A 15728-nucleotide genomic window follows, 5' to 3' on the forward strand; every position below is an offset into this window, starting at 1 on the left:
GCCTCCCCGCGTGGATGAATGACAGGGTGACCCCTCTCACATTGGTCTGTCGAGAGTGCGTGACCGGAATGTAGTGGAACCGGTAGCTATGTCGTTCTCGTCTACCGGAGGGGTTAAGCCCGCACACAGGACACTGGTACATGCTTCGGACAGCGACGCGGCGCGGTGGCGCGGCGGTGACTAGTGTCCGGGCGGCGGGATTTCACGGATTCTGGATCCACGGTTCGGTTGGGCGCGCGCTCCGAGGACGGGCAGCGCGCGGGAGGAGGCATCGGTGGCGGGCACGTCCCCCGACAGGTCGAAGCGGTACGAGTCGTCGACGGAGTCGACACCGGGGAACGAGCCACCGATCCGGGACACCCCGGACCCGCGCCTCTCGCTGTCCCAGGACTCCACCCCGAAGCCCGACCAGGCAACGGCGGTCTTCTCCCGCCGAGCCCTCCTGGAGGCGGCGGAGGCGGCGGGCTTGAGCCTGGAGGAGACGGTGAGGAGTTCGGGCGGGGGCTCGGGCTCGGCTGCGGCCGTGGACCCGGACGCGGGCTCGGACGCGGCCAAGGGGCAGCGCTCGGGCGACAGCTCGGGTTCGGGTTCGGGTTCGGTCAGCGGCGTGGCCACGGGCTCGGACGCGGGCTCTGATACGGCTACGGGTACGGCGAAGCCTGCGGGGCGCGAGACCGCCGGGGCGGAGCCGGACACCGGCCGGGCTGACGCGGCGGACGCCGAGGACGCCGAGGACTCGGACGAGGCTGGGGCGGACGCGGGCTTGAACGGTGCCGGGGCGCAAGCGGGAGGCTCGGGAACCGGCGCCGGTGACGCTGAGGCCCTGGACGCCGTCTCGGGCGACGCTGGGGCGGATGCCGACTCCGGTGCCGCCGATGGCCCCGAGGGCGCCGCGAAGGGCCCTGGCGGCTCCGTGGAGGCACCGGCCGAGGCCGAGCCGGGCACGGACGACGACGCCGGCCCGGACGAACGGGGTGCCGCCGCGCCCACCCGTGCCGTCCCAGCGGCACGACTGCCCGCAGCTCGGGCGGGCGAGGCAACCCCCGAGACCGACGCCGAAGCCCAGGCCGACGCGACCTCCGAAGCCACCGCCGAGCCGAAGACCACCACAGCTCCGCCTTCCGCCGCCGACACGCGACCGGAGCCGGAAGCCGGGCAGCCCGCCGACCCCGCTGCTGACACGCGACCGGAGCCGGAGGACGAGAAGCCTCACGGGTCCGCGGCTGACGCCGGGTCGGTGGTGGACGGCGGGAAGGCCGCCGACTCCGCCGCTGACACTGAGCCGGAGCCGGAAGACGAGAACTCCCCCCGTGCCGCCGCCGCAGGCGTGGCGGATCCGCGGGCCGGTGTCGGTGCGCGGCCCGGTGTCGCGGGTGCGGCGGCGGACCGTTCCGCCAGGGGTGCGCGGGGTGGTTCGGGGGCGGAAGGTGACGAGCCGGATGCCGCCGACGGTGGGCGTGCCCCACAGGGGCCACCCGCGGGTGACGACGAAAGCCGCACGGGTGGTGCGGGTGGGAAGTCGGACGGCGATGGCGGAGCCGAGGCGTGGCCGGCGGTGGATCAGCCCACCGCGATCTTCCGGGCCCCCCGCCCACCCGCCGTGGACCAGCCCACCACCATGCTCAAGCTGGGCGACGCCGCCACCAGGCCCGCCAAGCCCACCGAGCCCGCCAAGCCCACCGAGTCCGCCAAGCCCACCGAGTCCGCCGAACCCGCCGAGGCCACCAAGCCCGCCCCGCCCGCCAAGCCCGCCGAGGCCACCAGCCCCTCCGCACCCGCGAACGTCGGCGCCGGCGCCGCCAAGGGGGACAGCGACGAACACGACCCCGCGCCCCCAGCCGAACGCACCAGCAAATTCGTCGCCCTGAAGCCGCTGGACGAGACCGCCCCGCCCAAGCCCCCGGCCACCGCGCCCGACGACCCCGCCGTCAGCCCGGCCGAGGCGACGCGGGCCATCCCGCAGGTCGGTCCGGAGCTGACGACGCAGCAGCCGTTGCCGCCCAGGCCCCCGCTGGACCTGCTCGCGGAGCTGACGAACACACCGCCACCGCGCCAGACCCCGGTACGGACACTCGTTCGCCGGGTCAAGATCTGGACGCCCCTGGTGATCCTCCTGGCGATCGTGTTCGCGGTCGCACAGGCCGTACGCCCGCTCCCGGCCCCCACCCTCACCCTGACCGCCGACGCGTCGTACGCCTTCGAGGGCGAGAAGGTCTCCCTGCCGTGGCCCGACGAGGGCCAGGGCTGGATGGACGTGAACGGCATCGGCACGATGGACAGCTTCGGCGACCAGAAGCCCGTGGCCATCGGCTCCGTCGCCAAGGCGATGACCGCGTACGTCATCCTCAAGGAACATCCGATGAAGCCCGGCGCGAAGGGCGCGACGATCCCGGTCGACGAGAAGGCCGAGATCGAGGGCGGCTACGACAAGGACGGCAAGGGCGAGTCCACGCTCAACACCGTCAAGGAGGGCGACCAGCTCTCCCAGTACGACGCGATCGCGGCCATCATGATTCCGTCCGCGAACAACATCGCGCGGCTGCTCGCCCGTTGGGACAGCAACGGTTCGGAGGCGGAGTTCGTCAAGAAGATGAACGCCGCCGCCAAGGACCTCGGCATGACCAACACCAAGTACACCGACCCCTCCGGGCTGAAGGAGACGACCGTCTCCACCGCCGAGGACCAGGTCAAGCTCGGCAACGCGCTGGTGAAGATCAAGGCCCTGACCGACATCACCAGGCTGCCCAGCTGGAAGGACCCCTCGGGCCAGCCCTGGCGCAACTACAACAATCTCGTCCCGTTCGACAACGCCATCGGCATCAAGACCGGCTCCACCTCGGCCGCCGGCGGCAACCTCCTCTTCGCGGCCACGAAGGAGGTCGGCGGTGAGACGGTGATCGTCGTCGGCGCGATCCTCGGCCAGCACACTCCGCCGATCATCGACACGGTCAACGCGGTCAGCAAGACCGCGATGCTCGCCGCCCAGGACGCGGTGATCTCCGACACGATCCTGAAGAAGGGCGATGTCGTCGGGTACGTCGACGACGGGCTCGGCGGCCAGACCCCGGTCGTCGTCACGAAGAACGTCTCGGCGGTCGGCTGGAGCGCCAAGACCGTCAAGCTCGAACTCGACGCGAGCAAGACCATCGCGCACGAGGCGAAGTCCGGCACCGAGGTCGGCTCACTGATCGTCGGCGACGGCTCCGGCGACGGCGTAGAGGTCCCGGTCGCCCTCCAGAAGGACCTCACCGAGCCCGGCTTCCTCACCAAGCTGACCCGAGTGAGCTGATCCGGTGAAGTGACCGTCCTCCGGCCATCGGACCGGACAACAACGACGAAGGCGCCCCTCCCGTCCACCCGGACGGAAGGGGCGCCTTCTCGCGTTACCGCTACTCGCTACTCGCTACTCGCCCTCCCCGCCGTCCCCCTGCTCCGCCTTCTCGTCCGCTTCCTTCTCGCACTCCAGAGCCGTCGTCCGCGACGGCCCCCCGTACTGGGAGCTGATCCGCACATCCCCCGGCTCGGTCACCGTGAGGCGGGTGAACTCGGTGAGGTCGCCGTCGGACTCGCGGTCGGCGGTGAGGCAGCCGTTGTCGGCCCAGAGCCAGGGGGAGTAGGCGACCCGGACGGTGATCTCGCCGGCCTCCGGCATATGGACGACGAGGTTGGCGCCGTCGGCGCTGACGACGGAGGCCGGCTTGTCGACCAGCGGGGTCGCGTTCTTCACCCGGTAGATCTTCCAGTTGGCGTCCTGCCAGACCGGCTGCAGATAGTCCGGCCCGCTGCTCACCAGCGCGTGTTCGAGCTCGGCGGGCCCGTCCGGCTCGCCGTTGACGAGGACGACGAAACCGACGGCCCACTGCGACAGCCACGCCTTGTACGCGGCCGGGGTGAAGGCGCCCTCGGGTACCTCGGTCCCGTTGTGGCCCTCGTAGAAGAGCCGGCCGCGCTCGACGTCGGCCTGCCGGTTCCAGCCGCGCGCCATGTTGATGTACGGGGCGAGGATGGCGGCCTCGCGGTGGTCGCGGGCCGGCACCACCTCGACGCGGGTCTTCCAGGCGCCGAGCCGCTTCAGCTCGTTCACCACACCGTCGGTCTTCACGGCCCACTCGGGCACCTTGGTGTTGGTGACGATGTCGGCGGTCGTCTTGCCGGTCAGCCAGGTCACGGACAGCACCAGGGCCACCGCTCCGGCCACCATCCGCCGCCGGGGCGTGAACCAGGCCAGGGGGAGACGGGGGCGCCGGGAGTCGTCCGTACGGGCCTCGCCCCGGTGGAGGCAGATCGCCAGGGCCGCCGCAGGGCCCGCGAGCTCCAGGAGGCGTTCGACGTTGGTGCCGATGGGGGTGGGGATCAGATAGCAGAGGACCACGCCGAGCGCGTAGATCGCGGCGCTCAGGCGGAGCACCCGCCAGGCGCTCGGCGCGACCAGCACGACCACCGCGCACAGCACGACCGGCGGCCATATCCGGCTGAACGCCATGGGCTGCTCGCCCTCGAAGGGGAACAGCAGCGTGGTCACGGCGACGACGGTCACCGGCGGCGCGATCAGTGCCGCCGCCCGGCCCCAGTCGCGGCACAGCAGATACGCGGCGCCGACCACGAGGAGGAACAGCCCGGAGACGGGGCTCCCCAACGTGGACAGCGTCGCGCACACCGCCGCCACCGCGAGCTGCCGCCCGCCGCGCCCGCTCAGCACCGCCAGCAGGGCCCCCATCGCGAAGGCCGTGCCCAGCATGAACGTGGAGCGCCCCGACACCACCTGGCACCACAGCGAGAACGTCGCCGCCAGCGCGACCGGCACCGGTGCGCGTACACCCGTACGAGTGACGACCGCACCGGCCAGCCAGGACGCCGAGAGCCCCGACGCCAGTGTCACGGGGACGACGCCGCACGCCGCCATCAGATACGGCGAGAGCACGCTGTAGTTCGCCGCGTGCAGCCCCCCGTACCAGAACAGGTTGACCGCGGAGTCCGGGTACGTCTTCGCGAACTCCGCCCACGCCACCTGGGCCGCCAGATCGCCGCCGCCGGTGGCGAAGACCGCCCACCACACGAAATACAGCGGCAGGGCGCACAGCGTGGCCGCGAGGGGCACCCGGTGGCGCTGCCGCCACGGCTCGCGCGACGGCGACGGTTTGTCCGCGCGCGAGACCGGTCGTCGTGGGGTCAGCTCGGCAAAGGCCACTGCGGCTAGTCCGTTCCGTTTCGACTCGTGCGGGCGGGTGTTCCTCGTTTGTTGGTGTAGACGCTAATCACCCGCTGACAGTTGGCCGACAGGAGCGGTGCGATCCGCCACGGCGGTAGGGAAACCCCTACGGCCGCCGTACGTGTACCGGCCGTACGTGTACCGGCTGTACGTGTACCAGCCGTACGCGTACCAGCCGTATCCCTGCTACACGGCTCGGGAACGTCACGGCAGGTACTGCACAGCTCAGGTACCACACGGTCAGGATGCGACCGGGAACGCCACGTCGCACACCGGGTCCTCGGGGCCCGCCGCGTCCCAGTCCGCGAAGTAGATCTCGCGGCACGGGCCGGTGACCTCCAGTCCGTGCCGGGCGATCCACCGCTCGACCGCCTCGAAGGCCGCGACGATCTGCGGATGCGCCACCTGAGCCTTGCTGATCCGGGTGTACACGAGCCGTCCCGCCGGCTCCACGCGCACCTTCGTCTCCCAGGCCCGCCCGTGCTCGGCCGCCCACACCCGCGCGGCACTCTCGTCCACCACCGGCACACACGACTCCGCGGGCCCGTCGCTCTCCATGGACACCTCGGAGTGGTACACCACGAACGGCGCCCCGGTGGTGCCGCCGCAGACCGCCGCGCCCTCCTCCAGCCGCCCCAGCGACGCCCCGATCCACGCCGGCAACTCGTCCGCGAGCGTGTGCCTCGACTGCGTCAACAGCACCTGTGGGGGCGTATCGACCGTTTCGACGACGAACTTCCCGTACGTCTGTTCTGTGTCTTCCATGCCTGGCTCCGTTCCCGACAACCGTCCACGGAGGTAGGCGACAAGGGTCCGCTGGGACGCGAACCGTTCCTCGGCCCCGGCCCAGTACGCGGTCAGCCGCTCGACGGCCCGCGGGTCGTCGAGCCCGACCATGTCCACGATCTCGGCGATCCGCGCGAGAGGCATGTCGAGCCGGCGCAGCAGGGCCACCAGGCGGGCACGTTCGGCCTGGCCGGCCCGGTAGTACCGGTAGCCGTTCACCCCGTCGACGTACGCCGGTGTGAGCAGCCCCAGCCGGTCGTACAGCCGCAGTGCCTTCGCCGACAGCCGTGTGCGGGCGGCGAAGGCACCGATGGTGAGCAGGTCGTCCATGGCCCCCGGGTCCCCTGGGTTCTCTGGGTTCTCTGGGTCCACTGGGTCCACTGGGTCATCCTCCGTCGCCGGGCGCCCTCCGCCCGGCGAGAGGGACGGTGCCCCTTGCCCCAGGGGCAAGGTCAACGGCGGCCCCCGTGGGCGTCAGCCGATGGCCTTCTCCACGGCGGCGACCAGCTCCGCCGACTCGGGCTCGGTCTGCGGCGAGAAGCGGGCGACGACCGAGCCGTCGCGGCCGATCAGGAACTTCTCGAAGTTCCAGCGGATGTCGCCGGTGTGGCCCTCGGAGTCCGCGTGGTCCACCAGGCGCTCGTACAGCGCGTGCCGGCCCTCTCCGTTGACCTCGACCTTCTCGGTCAGCGGGAACGTCACGCCGTACGTCGCCGAGCAGAACTCGGCGATCTCCTCGGCCGAGCCCGGCTCCTGGCCGAGGAACTGGTTGCACGGGACGCCGAGGACGGTGAAGCCCTGGGCGGCGTAGCGGGCCTGCAGTGCCTCCAGGCCCGTGTACTGGGGGGTGAGGCCGCACTTGGAGGCCACGTTCACGACGAGGACGGCCTGTCCGGCGTACTGCGCGAGGTCGGCGGGGCCGCCCTTCAGGGCGTCGATCTCCACGTCCAGGACAGAGGGGGTGACGTTGTCTGTAGTCATAAACGGATGCTATCTCCGGAAGGATTTTCGCCCCCGCCGCCCCTACCCGTCCCATCCCAGGGGCCGCGGCCCCTTCGCCCCCGCTCCTGGGGGCCGCGCCCCCAGACCCCCGCTTTCGGCCTGGACGGCCTCGTCCTCAAACGCCGGACGGGCTGAAGGGGTGGGCCGGAGCCGCGCGGGGTGAAGGCGCGCGGGCCGGAGCCGCACAGGGGGAAGGAGTGCTGGGCGAAGGCGTGCTGGGTGAAGGCGTGGTGGCGGCGCGTACCAGGACCTCTCCCTCCGGTGTTCGTGCGTACAGCACCGACCGGCCCGCCCGGCCGCGTCGGATCAGGCCGGCGTCCAGGAGCACTCTCAGGTGGCGGCCGACGGAGCCGAGGGTCTGACCGGTCACCGCGCAGAGCTGGGTCGTGCTCATGGGGGAGTCGAGGAGGACGAGGATCCGGGCGCGGGCGTCGCCGAGCAGCGGCCCGAGGGCGGCGGGCCCGGCCGTCGGGCGGTCGCCGTCGGCGAGGACGCCCGAGCACGGGTAGACGACGGCGTACCGCTCCCGTTCCTCCCAGGCCACCCACCCCGTGCGCTGCGGGGTGATGGGGACGAAGACGAGCCGTGCCCCGGAGATCTCGCGCGGCGGGTACTCGTGCGCGTTGACCTGGAGCCGGTTCTCGCCGAGCCACCGCATCCCCGGCCGCAGCGCGTCCAGCACCGCCGCCCAGCCGCTCTGGCCCAACAGCGCGGTACGGGCGAGCACATCGGCCTCCAGCACCCGCCGACGCCGCTCCCAGTACGGCCGTACGGTCTCCTCCCACACGTACGTCAGGAGGTCGGCCGCCCGGCCCGGCAGGTCGTCCCGGTGCAGGGCGGCGGGCAGCGGGCCGCGCAGGGAGAGGGTGAGGTGGGCGCGGGCGGCGGCGGGGTCGGCGCCCCGGACGCGGGCGATCTCGGCGGCGAAGGTCTCGCCCTCGCGTGGTGCGGGGGTCAGGAAGTCGGCGATCCACTCCTCGCCGAGCCCGGCGCGGACCAGCAGGGCGGTGACGGGATCCCGCGCCAACTCGGCCCGGTACGCGGGCAGATGGGCCGCCAGCCAGGACCGCTCGCCGGGGTGCGTGCCCGTCCCGCCGTGCAGCATCTTCAGACTCGCGAACGTCTCCGCGAGCGGCGAGACCACGAACCGGCTCCCGGCGAGGGTGTCGGCGTTGACCTGCCACCAGCCCATGTGAACACCTCCGGAAACGGAAACGGAAACGGAAACGGATACGGATACGGATACGGATACGGATACGGATACGGATACGGATACGGATACGGATACGGATACGGATACGGAATTCGGCGAGAGCGGGCCCGGCGGCCGTGTCCCAGCCCCCAGTCCTCAGCCCCCTGCCGACCTTTCGCCTGTGCGCGAAACATTACGGCGGGCGGACGGCGGACCCAAAGGTCATATCCCATGCCCACGCCCATGCCTACGCCTACGCCCACGCCCACGCCCATGCGCAGCTATCAATCCCTCTTCCGCACAAGGGAGTTCACCCCTCTCTTCCTCTCCTCCGCCCTCCAGGTCGCCGCCTCCACGATCGGCGGCCTCGCCCTCGCCACCTCCGTCTACGAGGAGACCGGCTCCCCGCTCCTGTCCGCCCTCAGCATGTTCGGCCCGTCCCTCGCCCAGGTGATCGGCGCGACGACCCTGCTCTCGGCGGCGGACCGGCTGCCGCCGAGGGCGACGACGACAGGCCTGGCGGTGGTCTTCGCGGCGAGCACGGCGTGCCTCGCCCTGCCCGGCCTGCCGCTGTGGACGGTCTTCGCGGTGATCGCGGCCCAGGGCCTGGTCGCGTCCCTCGGCGGCGGAGTCCGCTGGGGCCTGTTGAACGAGATCCTCCCGAAGGACGGCTATCTCCTGGGCCGCTCGGTGTTCAACATGCTGCACGGGGTCACACAGATCGCCGGTTACGCGACCGGCGGCGCCCTCGTGGCCCTGCTGTCCCCGGCGGTCACGCTGCTGGTGGCGGCTGCCCTGTACACGGCGGCGGCCCTCTGCACCGCCCTGGGCCTGACCCGCCGCGCCCCGCGCGCCTCCGGCCGCCCGTCCGTCGCCGAGACCTGGCGCACGAACGCCCGCCTGTGGTCGTCGCCGCCGCGCCGCCGCCTCTACCTCGGCCTGTGGATCCCCAACGGCCTCGTCGTCGGCTGCGAGTCCCTGTTCGTCGCGTACGCCCCCGACCGCGCGGGTCTCCTCTTCGCCTGCGCGGCGCTCGGCATGCTGATCGGCGACGTGACGGTGGGCCGCCTCCTCCCACCCCGCCTACGCGACCGCCTGGCCACCCCTCTCCTCCTGCTCCTCGCCGCCCCGTACCTCCTCTTCGCCCTCCACCCCCCGACCCCCGTCGCGACGGCCTGCGCGACCCTCGCCTCCATCGGCTTCGGCGCGAGCCTGATCCAACAACACCACCTCCTCACCCTGACCCCACCCGAACTCACGGGCCACGCCCTGGGGTTGCACTCGGCGGGCATGCTCACACTCCAGGGCGTGAGCGCGGCCCTGGCAGGCGCAGCGGCCCAACTGACCTCACCGGCCACGGCGATGACGCTGATGGCGGGGGCCTCGGTGGCGGTGACGCTGGGGTTGTGGGCGGCGGGGCGGCACGAGGGGGCGGGACTCACGTCACCGGCACCCACACCTTGACGACCTGTCCGCCCGCCCCGTCACGGCCAAGTGCGCTCGATACGGGCATGCCGCACCGCGTACGCCGCCGGGCCGCCCTTTTCGACGGCCCGGTGGATCGCGTCCCGGTGCAGGACGAGACGCCCGACCATCTCGGCACTGCGAAGCTGCTGGTTGTCCAGGTAGAAGAGCACCGCCTCACGCTCCAGCACAGGCCGGATCTCAAGATCCCGGGTCTTGATCCGCCCGTCCTTCGACAGCGGAACCCAGGACCGGTCGAGACCGTGAGTGATCCACTCCTCATCGGGAACGTCCTGCCCGTCGTCCGGGAACACGTCCCCGATCCGGTGAACCGTCCACCCGCTGGCTTTCAGCCCCTCGGCGACACGACGACCGAGATTCCGGTCGAGGAAGAACTCAGGCGACAAGGTGCACCACTGCCCGGCAGAGCGCGTCCACCTGCTCAGGCGTCATGTCGAAGTCGTACGCGATGTCCTCGACCGTCTCCCCGGCCTCCCACAGGTCGGTGATGGCCTGGACCGTGACGCGGTTGGCCGCCACCACGGGGAGGCCGTGCCCGAATCTCGGGTCGATCACGACGGGGACGGAGTCCGGGTACTGCCTCAGGCGCAGGCTGGAGGGGAAGTCGTCGCCCGGCTCCCAGGTGAGGTAGCGAAGATAGTCGGAGACCACCTCCTGGATGGGGGCCTGGCCGTCGCGGGCTCTGCGGAGGTCCCCCCAACCGTGCTCCACGAAGATGTCCACGCCGTCCGTGGCGATCCGCTTGGACACGAGGCCGTAAGGGGTGTCGAAGGCGTCCCGTACGGCGGCGGCCGCCTCCCTGATCTCGCTCATGCGGAGCCCAAGGGAACGCAGAGAACGAAGGGCGTGCGCCTCGGCCACCGCGATGAACGGCACCGAGGGCTGACCCTTCCGTACCGGCTCCACCTGGTGGACCAGGGGAGCTCCGGCGGCCTGGCCCTTCAGCCACGACGTGAGAGTCGACTGCGGAATCTCAAGGTGGGAGGCCGTTTCCGTGGGCGTCAGAAGCCCGTCCGTGAACCTGTCGACCATGCCCCACCTCCTCTTGGCACCAGATTTCGCATCGTGCCATATCAAGCCTCCCACCTGGGGGTGGACCGCATACCCGTCCACCGGCTCAGCCAGCAGCCCGAAGTTGGTCATCGGATCGGCAGTCACGGCAACGGGGCTGTCCCGTCGAGCGGAACCCCCGGTCGCAGCCGTCGCAGTTGCGCATACGCCCGACCACCGGAGGTACGGGGCTTTCGGACAGGTCTGTCAGGTCCGTCCGGGCTGTCGTCGCGGCCAGCGGAGTCTCGTTGAGCCGGTAGGCGAGGATGCCGGCCGGGCGGGTCAGGAAGCGGTCCGGAAGGCGCGCGGTGAGGTGGTCGGTGATCTGCGTGGGCAGCAGGCCTGCCGCGAGCCACCGGGCGACGGCCGGGGCGAGGCGGACGGCTTCCCGCTCGGACAGGACGAGGCGGGGGTCGACCCGGCGCAGGGAGGCGAGTACGGCGACGGCTCGGGAATCGGCGTCGTCGAGTGGGACCGGTGCCTCCGCTCCCGGCTCCCCATCCGGCTCCCCACCCGGCTCCCCACCTGGCTCCCCTCCCGGCTCCGCTGCCTCCTCCGCTTGTGCGGGCACCCGCACTGTTTCCCGCACGGCCACGGCCACGGCCCCGACCCTGGCCCCGTCCCCGGACGCGGACTCCGCGGCGGGATTGGGAACGTCGCCGGGAACGTCGCAGGGGACGCCGCCGGGGACGCCGTAGAAGTACGTCCGCGTACGGACCTGCCCGGTGGGCGTTCGCTCGCGGCGGCGTTCCAGGTAGCCGGCCTCTTCGAGCTGCCTGAGGGCCCGTGAGATGAGGATCTCGCCCTCGTCGAAGTGCGCGCACAGGGCGGCGATGCTCACCGGGGAGCCGTCGGGCAGGGAGGAGATGTACGCCGCGACGCCGACCGTGACCGCGCTGCCGCGCCGCTGGGCGAGGGCGTTGGAGATCACGGTGAAGTCGGCCGTCAGCCGGGTGCGTACATGGATCACACCGGAGGTCGGAGCTCCGGCGTCGGCGCGCAGGCGCGCGTTAGACTGCGGTTCAGCCATTGGGAAGCCGTTTACTTCCTGCTTGGTCAGGCCCTCGTTCGGGATTGCCGTCCCGGCCGGGGGCCGTATCTGTTTGCGGTTGTTGCGTGTCGCGGCGAACGTAACCGCCCGCATCCCGCGCCCGCAAGCCGGTCACTCGGACGGGTGACGGAGCCCTCCGCGACCAGGGAGGGTGGGTGGGCGGGTAGTTCTTTCCCCGGTTCTTTCAGGAGGTCAGTGGCCCACCGACCCCTCGCGGACAAGGCCCCGGTGAGCCCGTGAGACGGATGTCGGCCGAGCCCCGGTCGCCTCAGGGGCGGCGGTGGCGCCCGGCCCCCTTCGGCCCGCCTCGTCTGTGCGGACCGCCCACCGCTCCCGCCCGTCCTGACCGGACAGGGCGGGAGCGGCTTGCCCCTTCTCGATCGGCACGAGGGGCACGGCTTCCCGGACGGGAAGGTTCCGGCGCTGGGGGCGCCGGGTGCCCATGATGCGGCGTGCTGTCGGAGCGGGCGTCCGGAGAAGGGGGAACTTCGCCCCGAAAGCCTGTACTGGCTGCTGTTTCGCGGTTGATGTGCGCTAGGAGGCGGTACCTTGCGCGCTGTCGCGGGGCGGGGGCATTGTTCCGCGATTCCCGGATGCCATGGCGTGAGGGCGAGTGGGCCCACCATGCTGACGTCCGGCTCCTCGACGACGCGTCGGCACCGCCGAGGGGGGCCTCTCGGACGTACGTATGTGTCTCGGAAGGTACCGATGTCCAGAAGGCAAGTCTTATCCGTGATCGTGCTGTTGACGGTCCTCGGGTGGAGCGTCGTGCTCGTCGCCGTCGGGGAGACGGCCGCTGCCGCCGCCGCGGTCCCGGCGCTCGTCCTGAGCGCGGAACAGGTCGTGACGTCGATGACCATCGGCACGGCACAACTGCCCGTGGCCACCGGCACGGCACAGCTGCCCGTGGCGGAAGACGGCGAACGACTGCGCGTACCGGACGACGGCGAACGACTGCCCGTACCGGCTGACGCGGATGACGCGGATGACGAGGGGCGCGCGGGGTGACCCCGCCGTCCCTGTCGCGGCGGCCCGGAGGGGGCGCGCCGGCGGGCAAGCCGGGCCGGAAGCTGGGGCCGATCGCGGAGGGCGTGGGCCGGGCGCACCGGGCCTGGCTGGAGCCCCTGCGGATCCGGTTCCTGGCCAGCGGTCTGACGATCGGTGAGCTGAGCGACCGGTCGGGCTGGGCCAAGTCGAAGATCTCCGAACTGCTGCGCGGCACCGGCCGTTACCCGCGCTGGGAGATCACCTACGGCCTGCTGGATGTCCTCGACGTACCGACCTGGCCCATGCGGCGGCTGTGGATGGCCGCCGCGCTGGAGGCCCGGAAGAAGCCGGACTGGATAGACGGCTGCATCCAGAGCCGCCGGCACCAGCAGGGTCCGAACCAGCAGGGTCCGAACCAGCAGCCTCCTCACCACCGGCACCCCGGGGCGGCCCTGTCCGCCGGACCGGCCGTACCCCCGCTGGAGCACCAGGCGTTCACCGAACTCAACCGTGCCGCCTACCACGCCTACGCCCGGCTCTTCGTGAGCGAGGAGGAGGCGCGGGAGGTGGTCGCGGAGACGTTCGACGTGCTGTGGTTCCGCTGGGACGAGGCGCTGGCCAGCGCCGATGTGGTGCCGTTCGCGTGGTCGGTGCTGCGCGGGAGCGTGATGGCGCGGGCCTGCCACACGGACGGCTGCCCCGAGCTGGCCCGCACCGCGTTCGACACGGTCGCCCTGAGCCTGCTGTCGACCCCCGCGGCGCGGTTCGCGCAGATCGAGGAGTCGATGTCCCTGTTCAAGGCCATCAGCCGGCTGCCCGCCCACCAGCTCGACGTCATGGTCCTCACCTATCTGCGGGGCATGGACCACGCGGCCGTGGCCGACGTCCTGGGCGTCCCGATCGCCTCGGTCCACACGGCCGACCGCTACGCCCGCAAGACGCTGACCGCCGCTCTGACCCCGCCTCAGACCTCAGCACAGCCCCCACCTCAGGCCTCGACTCAGCCCTCACCTCAGGCCTCGACTCAGCCCTCACCTCAGGCCTCGACTCAGCCCCCACCTCAGCCCTCGGCTCCGACCCCGACTCTCCACCCCGAGAACGACCTGGGAGAGACCCCGGAATGATCCCGACCCCGACCCCGACCACACCGACCGGCCCGATAGACGCACTCCTCGCCCGCGCCCTGCTCCTCGACGCGCCGCACGTCCCGCACGACGTGGTCCCCGGCGCCCGCTGCCAGGACTCCCTGCTCCCGTTCGCCGGCCACCACGACCGTACGCGTACGAGCTTGATGGCGGCCCGCGATCTGCGCACCCTGTGCGAGACGGTCCTGGCCCACACCACCTCCGACTCCCTCCAGGGCTTCGTCACCGAGCACCTGCCGGAACCGCCGGGCGCCCGCGTCCTCGGCTGCATCCTCCAGCTCGCCGACGCAGAGGACAGCGCCCGCTCCTGGTGGCAGTACGCGGCCGGCGCAGGCGACGACCTCGCCTCGTACTGCCTGTACCTCCACCACCTGATCCTGGGCGACACGGAGGCGGCGGCCTGGTGGCGCGAACAGACGAACATCGCCACCCGGCCCGCCCCCGAACCCCTGACGGCCGTCCCGGACGCGGGCGTCCCCACCGCGTACGACGCCAGCTTCCCCACGGTCCTGCGCGCCCTCACCCATCTCGACCGCACCACCCCGCCCCGCCGGACCGAACTCGTCGACGCGGTCATGCACTACGTCCCCGGAGCCGTGGCCCTCGGCTACGTCGACAACCCCGACTTCGAACTCCCCCTCCCCGGCCCCGACTTCGCGGAACACATCAGCATCCTCCTGGCCGCCGCGTCGGCCGCGGCCTCCTGGATGACACCCCCGCCCCTCCACCCCACCTCCCCGCGTCTGCCCCGGCGCCCCCGGGAGCCCTCAGACGGCTGATGTTCAGCGGAGGTGTGCGTCGAAGAAGGCCAGGGTGTGACGCATCGAGGTGGGCCACTGCGGGCCGAAGGTGTGGCCCTCGCCGGGGTACTTGATCAGCCGGACGTCCTTGCCGGCGGCCTCGAACTCGGCGGTGGCGCGCTCCGACCAGGCGAGGGGGCAGGTGTCGTCGGCGGTGCCGTGATGGATGAGGAGGGGCTCGGTGACCCGGTCGACGTAGGTGAGGGGGGAGACCTCGCGCCAGAACTCCGGGTTCGAGGCGGGGGTGCCGTGCGCGGCCTCGATCTCCGCGACGATCGGGTCGCCCTCGGGGCGCTGGAAGTGGTCGATGTTCTCCGCGGGCCGGGAGCTCACCGGGGCGAAGGCCACGGCCGCGTCGAACAGGCCAGGCGCCACCACCAGCGTGTTGTAGACGACCCCGCCGCCCATCGACCGGCCGAGCAGACCGATCCGGTCGCCGTCGATCTCCGGGCGCCCGGAGGCACGCAGGGCCTTGGCCGCGCCGATGACGTCCTCGGTGTAGCCGAGGCGGAGGTTCACGTCGTTGTCGGGGTCGTCGTCGGAGCCCGCGTGGTCGCGGTAGTCGGTGTGCAGGACGACATAGCCCTCGCGGGCCAGCAGATCCTGCTCCCGGGCCAGCCCGCGCCCGGTGGTGTAGACGGCCGGGTCGATGTACCCGTGCGCCAGCACCAGCGCGGGGAAGGGGCCCTCGCCCTCGGGGATGTTCATGATCCCCGAGATGGTCAGCCCGTCGGCCTCGTACGTCACCGCGTACCGCGTGTACGCGGCGGTCCGGGCCAGTACGGCGCCCAGGCGGAGGTCGGAGCCGGTGTGGGGGCGGGCGATCAGGCCGGGGATGGAGACCGGGTTCACGGGGGTCGGGGTGGGGGACACCTCGGGACTCGTGGGGCCTGACTCCGTTGCCCGGCTCACGCTCGGCGGCTTCGTGGGGACCGCTTCCCCGTGCCCGTCACCGTCCCCGCCTCCGGCGCATCCGGCCACGGCCACCAGCACCGATACGAGCCCGGCGGCGACACAAGCA

At 71.9% G+C, this 15728-nt stretch carries 13 protein-coding genes; 5 read left to right on the plus strand and 8 right to left on the minus strand.

The window, feature by feature from the left end; genetic code table 11:
* Nucleotides 1–274: 274 nt before the first annotated feature.
* A complete protein-coding gene (locus ABT147_RS29875; protein ID WP_351411778.1) occupies nucleotides 275–3289 on the plus strand; it encodes a D-alanyl-D-alanine carboxypeptidase in 3015 nt (1004 codons plus the stop codon).
* A gap of 114 nt (nucleotides 3290–3403) precedes the next feature.
* On the opposite strand, the gene ABT147_RS29880 is transcribed toward ABT147_RS29875, so the two are convergent.
* From ABT147_RS29880 to ABT147_RS29895, 4 genes are all read right to left on the minus strand, one after another.
* Nucleotides 3404–5098 carry a DUF8823 domain-containing protein gene (locus ABT147_RS29880; RefSeq protein WP_351411940.1) on the minus strand — a complete coding sequence of 565 codons (1695 nt, stop codon included), beginning with the start codon at nucleotides 5096–5098 and terminating at the stop codon, nucleotides 3404–3406.
* A 351-nt stretch (nucleotides 5099–5449) separates the two neighbouring features.
* Nucleotides 5450–6325, minus strand: a complete 876-nt coding sequence (locus ABT147_RS29885) for a MerR family transcriptional regulator (RefSeq protein WP_351411780.1) — start codon at nucleotides 6323–6325, stop codon at nucleotides 5450–5452.
* Between the two features lie 144 nt (nucleotides 6326–6469).
* A complete protein-coding gene (locus ABT147_RS29890; protein WP_351411782.1) occupies nucleotides 6470–6976 on the minus strand; it encodes a glutathione peroxidase in 507 nt (168 codons plus the stop codon).
* 136 nt (nucleotides 6977–7112) lie between these two features.
* Nucleotides 7113–8189: an ArsR/SmtB family transcription factor gene (locus ABT147_RS29895; protein WP_351411785.1), complete on the minus strand. Its 1077-nt coding sequence runs from the start codon at nucleotides 8187–8189 to the stop codon at nucleotides 7113–7115.
* Nucleotides 8190–8462: 273 nt separating this feature from the next.
* Between ABT147_RS29895 and ABT147_RS29900 the strand changes: the two genes are divergently transcribed.
* Nucleotides 8463–9653 carry an MFS transporter gene (locus tag ABT147_RS29900; protein ID WP_351411787.1) on the plus strand — a complete coding sequence of 397 codons (1191 nt, stop codon included), beginning with the start codon at nucleotides 8463–8465 and terminating at the stop codon, nucleotides 9651–9653.
* A 20-nt stretch (nucleotides 9654–9673) separates the two neighbouring features.
* Here ABT147_RS29900 and ABT147_RS29905 read toward each other — a convergent pair whose 3' ends face one another.
* The 3 genes from ABT147_RS29905 to ABT147_RS29915 all read right to left on the minus strand — a co-directional run bounded on the left by ABT147_RS29905 (nucleotide 9674) and on the right by ABT147_RS29915 (nucleotide 11754).
* Nucleotides 9674–10060, minus strand: coding sequence for a PIN-like domain-containing protein (locus ABT147_RS29905; RefSeq protein WP_351411789.1), 387 nt, complete (start codon nucleotides 10058–10060; stop codon nucleotides 9674–9676).
* Nucleotides 10050–10706, minus strand: a complete 657-nt coding sequence (locus tag ABT147_RS29910) for a DUF433 domain-containing protein (protein WP_351411792.1) — start codon at nucleotides 10704–10706, stop codon at nucleotides 10050–10052. Before ABT147_RS29910 ends, ABT147_RS29905 begins: the two co-directional genes overlap by 11 nt.
* Before the next feature lie 85 nt (nucleotides 10707–10791).
* Nucleotides 10792–11754 (minus strand): winged helix DNA-binding protein, encoded by a 963-nt coding sequence (locus ABT147_RS29915; RefSeq protein ID WP_351411794.1) that lies wholly within the window; start codon nucleotides 11752–11754, stop codon nucleotides 10792–10794.
* 729 nt (nucleotides 11755–12483) lie between these two features.
* On the opposite strand from ABT147_RS29915, the gene ABT147_RS29920 reads away from it, so the two are divergent.
* Genes ABT147_RS29920 through ABT147_RS29930 form a run of 3 tightly spaced genes read left to right on the plus strand, consistent with a single transcriptional unit; the run spans nucleotide 12484 to nucleotide 14686 of the window.
* The gene (locus tag ABT147_RS29920; RefSeq protein WP_351411796.1) at nucleotides 12484–12783 is read left to right on the plus strand and encodes a hypothetical protein; all 300 of its coding nucleotides are present in this window, start codon (nucleotides 12484–12486) and stop codon (nucleotides 12781–12783) included.
* On the plus strand, nucleotides 12780–13886 hold the full coding sequence (locus ABT147_RS29925) for a sigma factor-like helix-turn-helix DNA-binding protein (RefSeq protein WP_351411798.1): 1107 nt from the start codon (nucleotides 12780–12782) through the stop codon (nucleotides 13884–13886). Before ABT147_RS29920 ends, ABT147_RS29925 begins: the two co-directional genes overlap by 4 nt.
* Nucleotides 13883–14686, plus strand: a complete 804-nt coding sequence (locus ABT147_RS29930; RefSeq protein ID WP_351411801.1) for a hypothetical protein — start codon at nucleotides 13883–13885, stop codon at nucleotides 14684–14686. The genes ABT147_RS29925 and ABT147_RS29930 overlap by 4 nt, the downstream gene beginning before the upstream one ends.
* A 3-nt stretch (nucleotides 14687–14689) precedes the next feature.
* Here ABT147_RS29930 and ABT147_RS29935 read toward each other — a convergent pair whose 3' ends face one another.
* Entirely contained in the window at nucleotides 14690–15580 is an 891-nt protein-coding gene (locus ABT147_RS29935; protein WP_351411803.1) for an alpha/beta hydrolase family protein, read from the minus strand.
* Nucleotides 15581–15728 lie beyond the last annotated feature (148 nt).

The sequence above is a fragment of the Streptomyces sp. NPDC001868 genome (genome assembly GCF_040297125.1).
Taxonomy (GTDB): domain Bacteria; phylum Actinomycetota; class Actinomycetes; order Streptomycetales; family Streptomycetaceae; genus Streptomyces.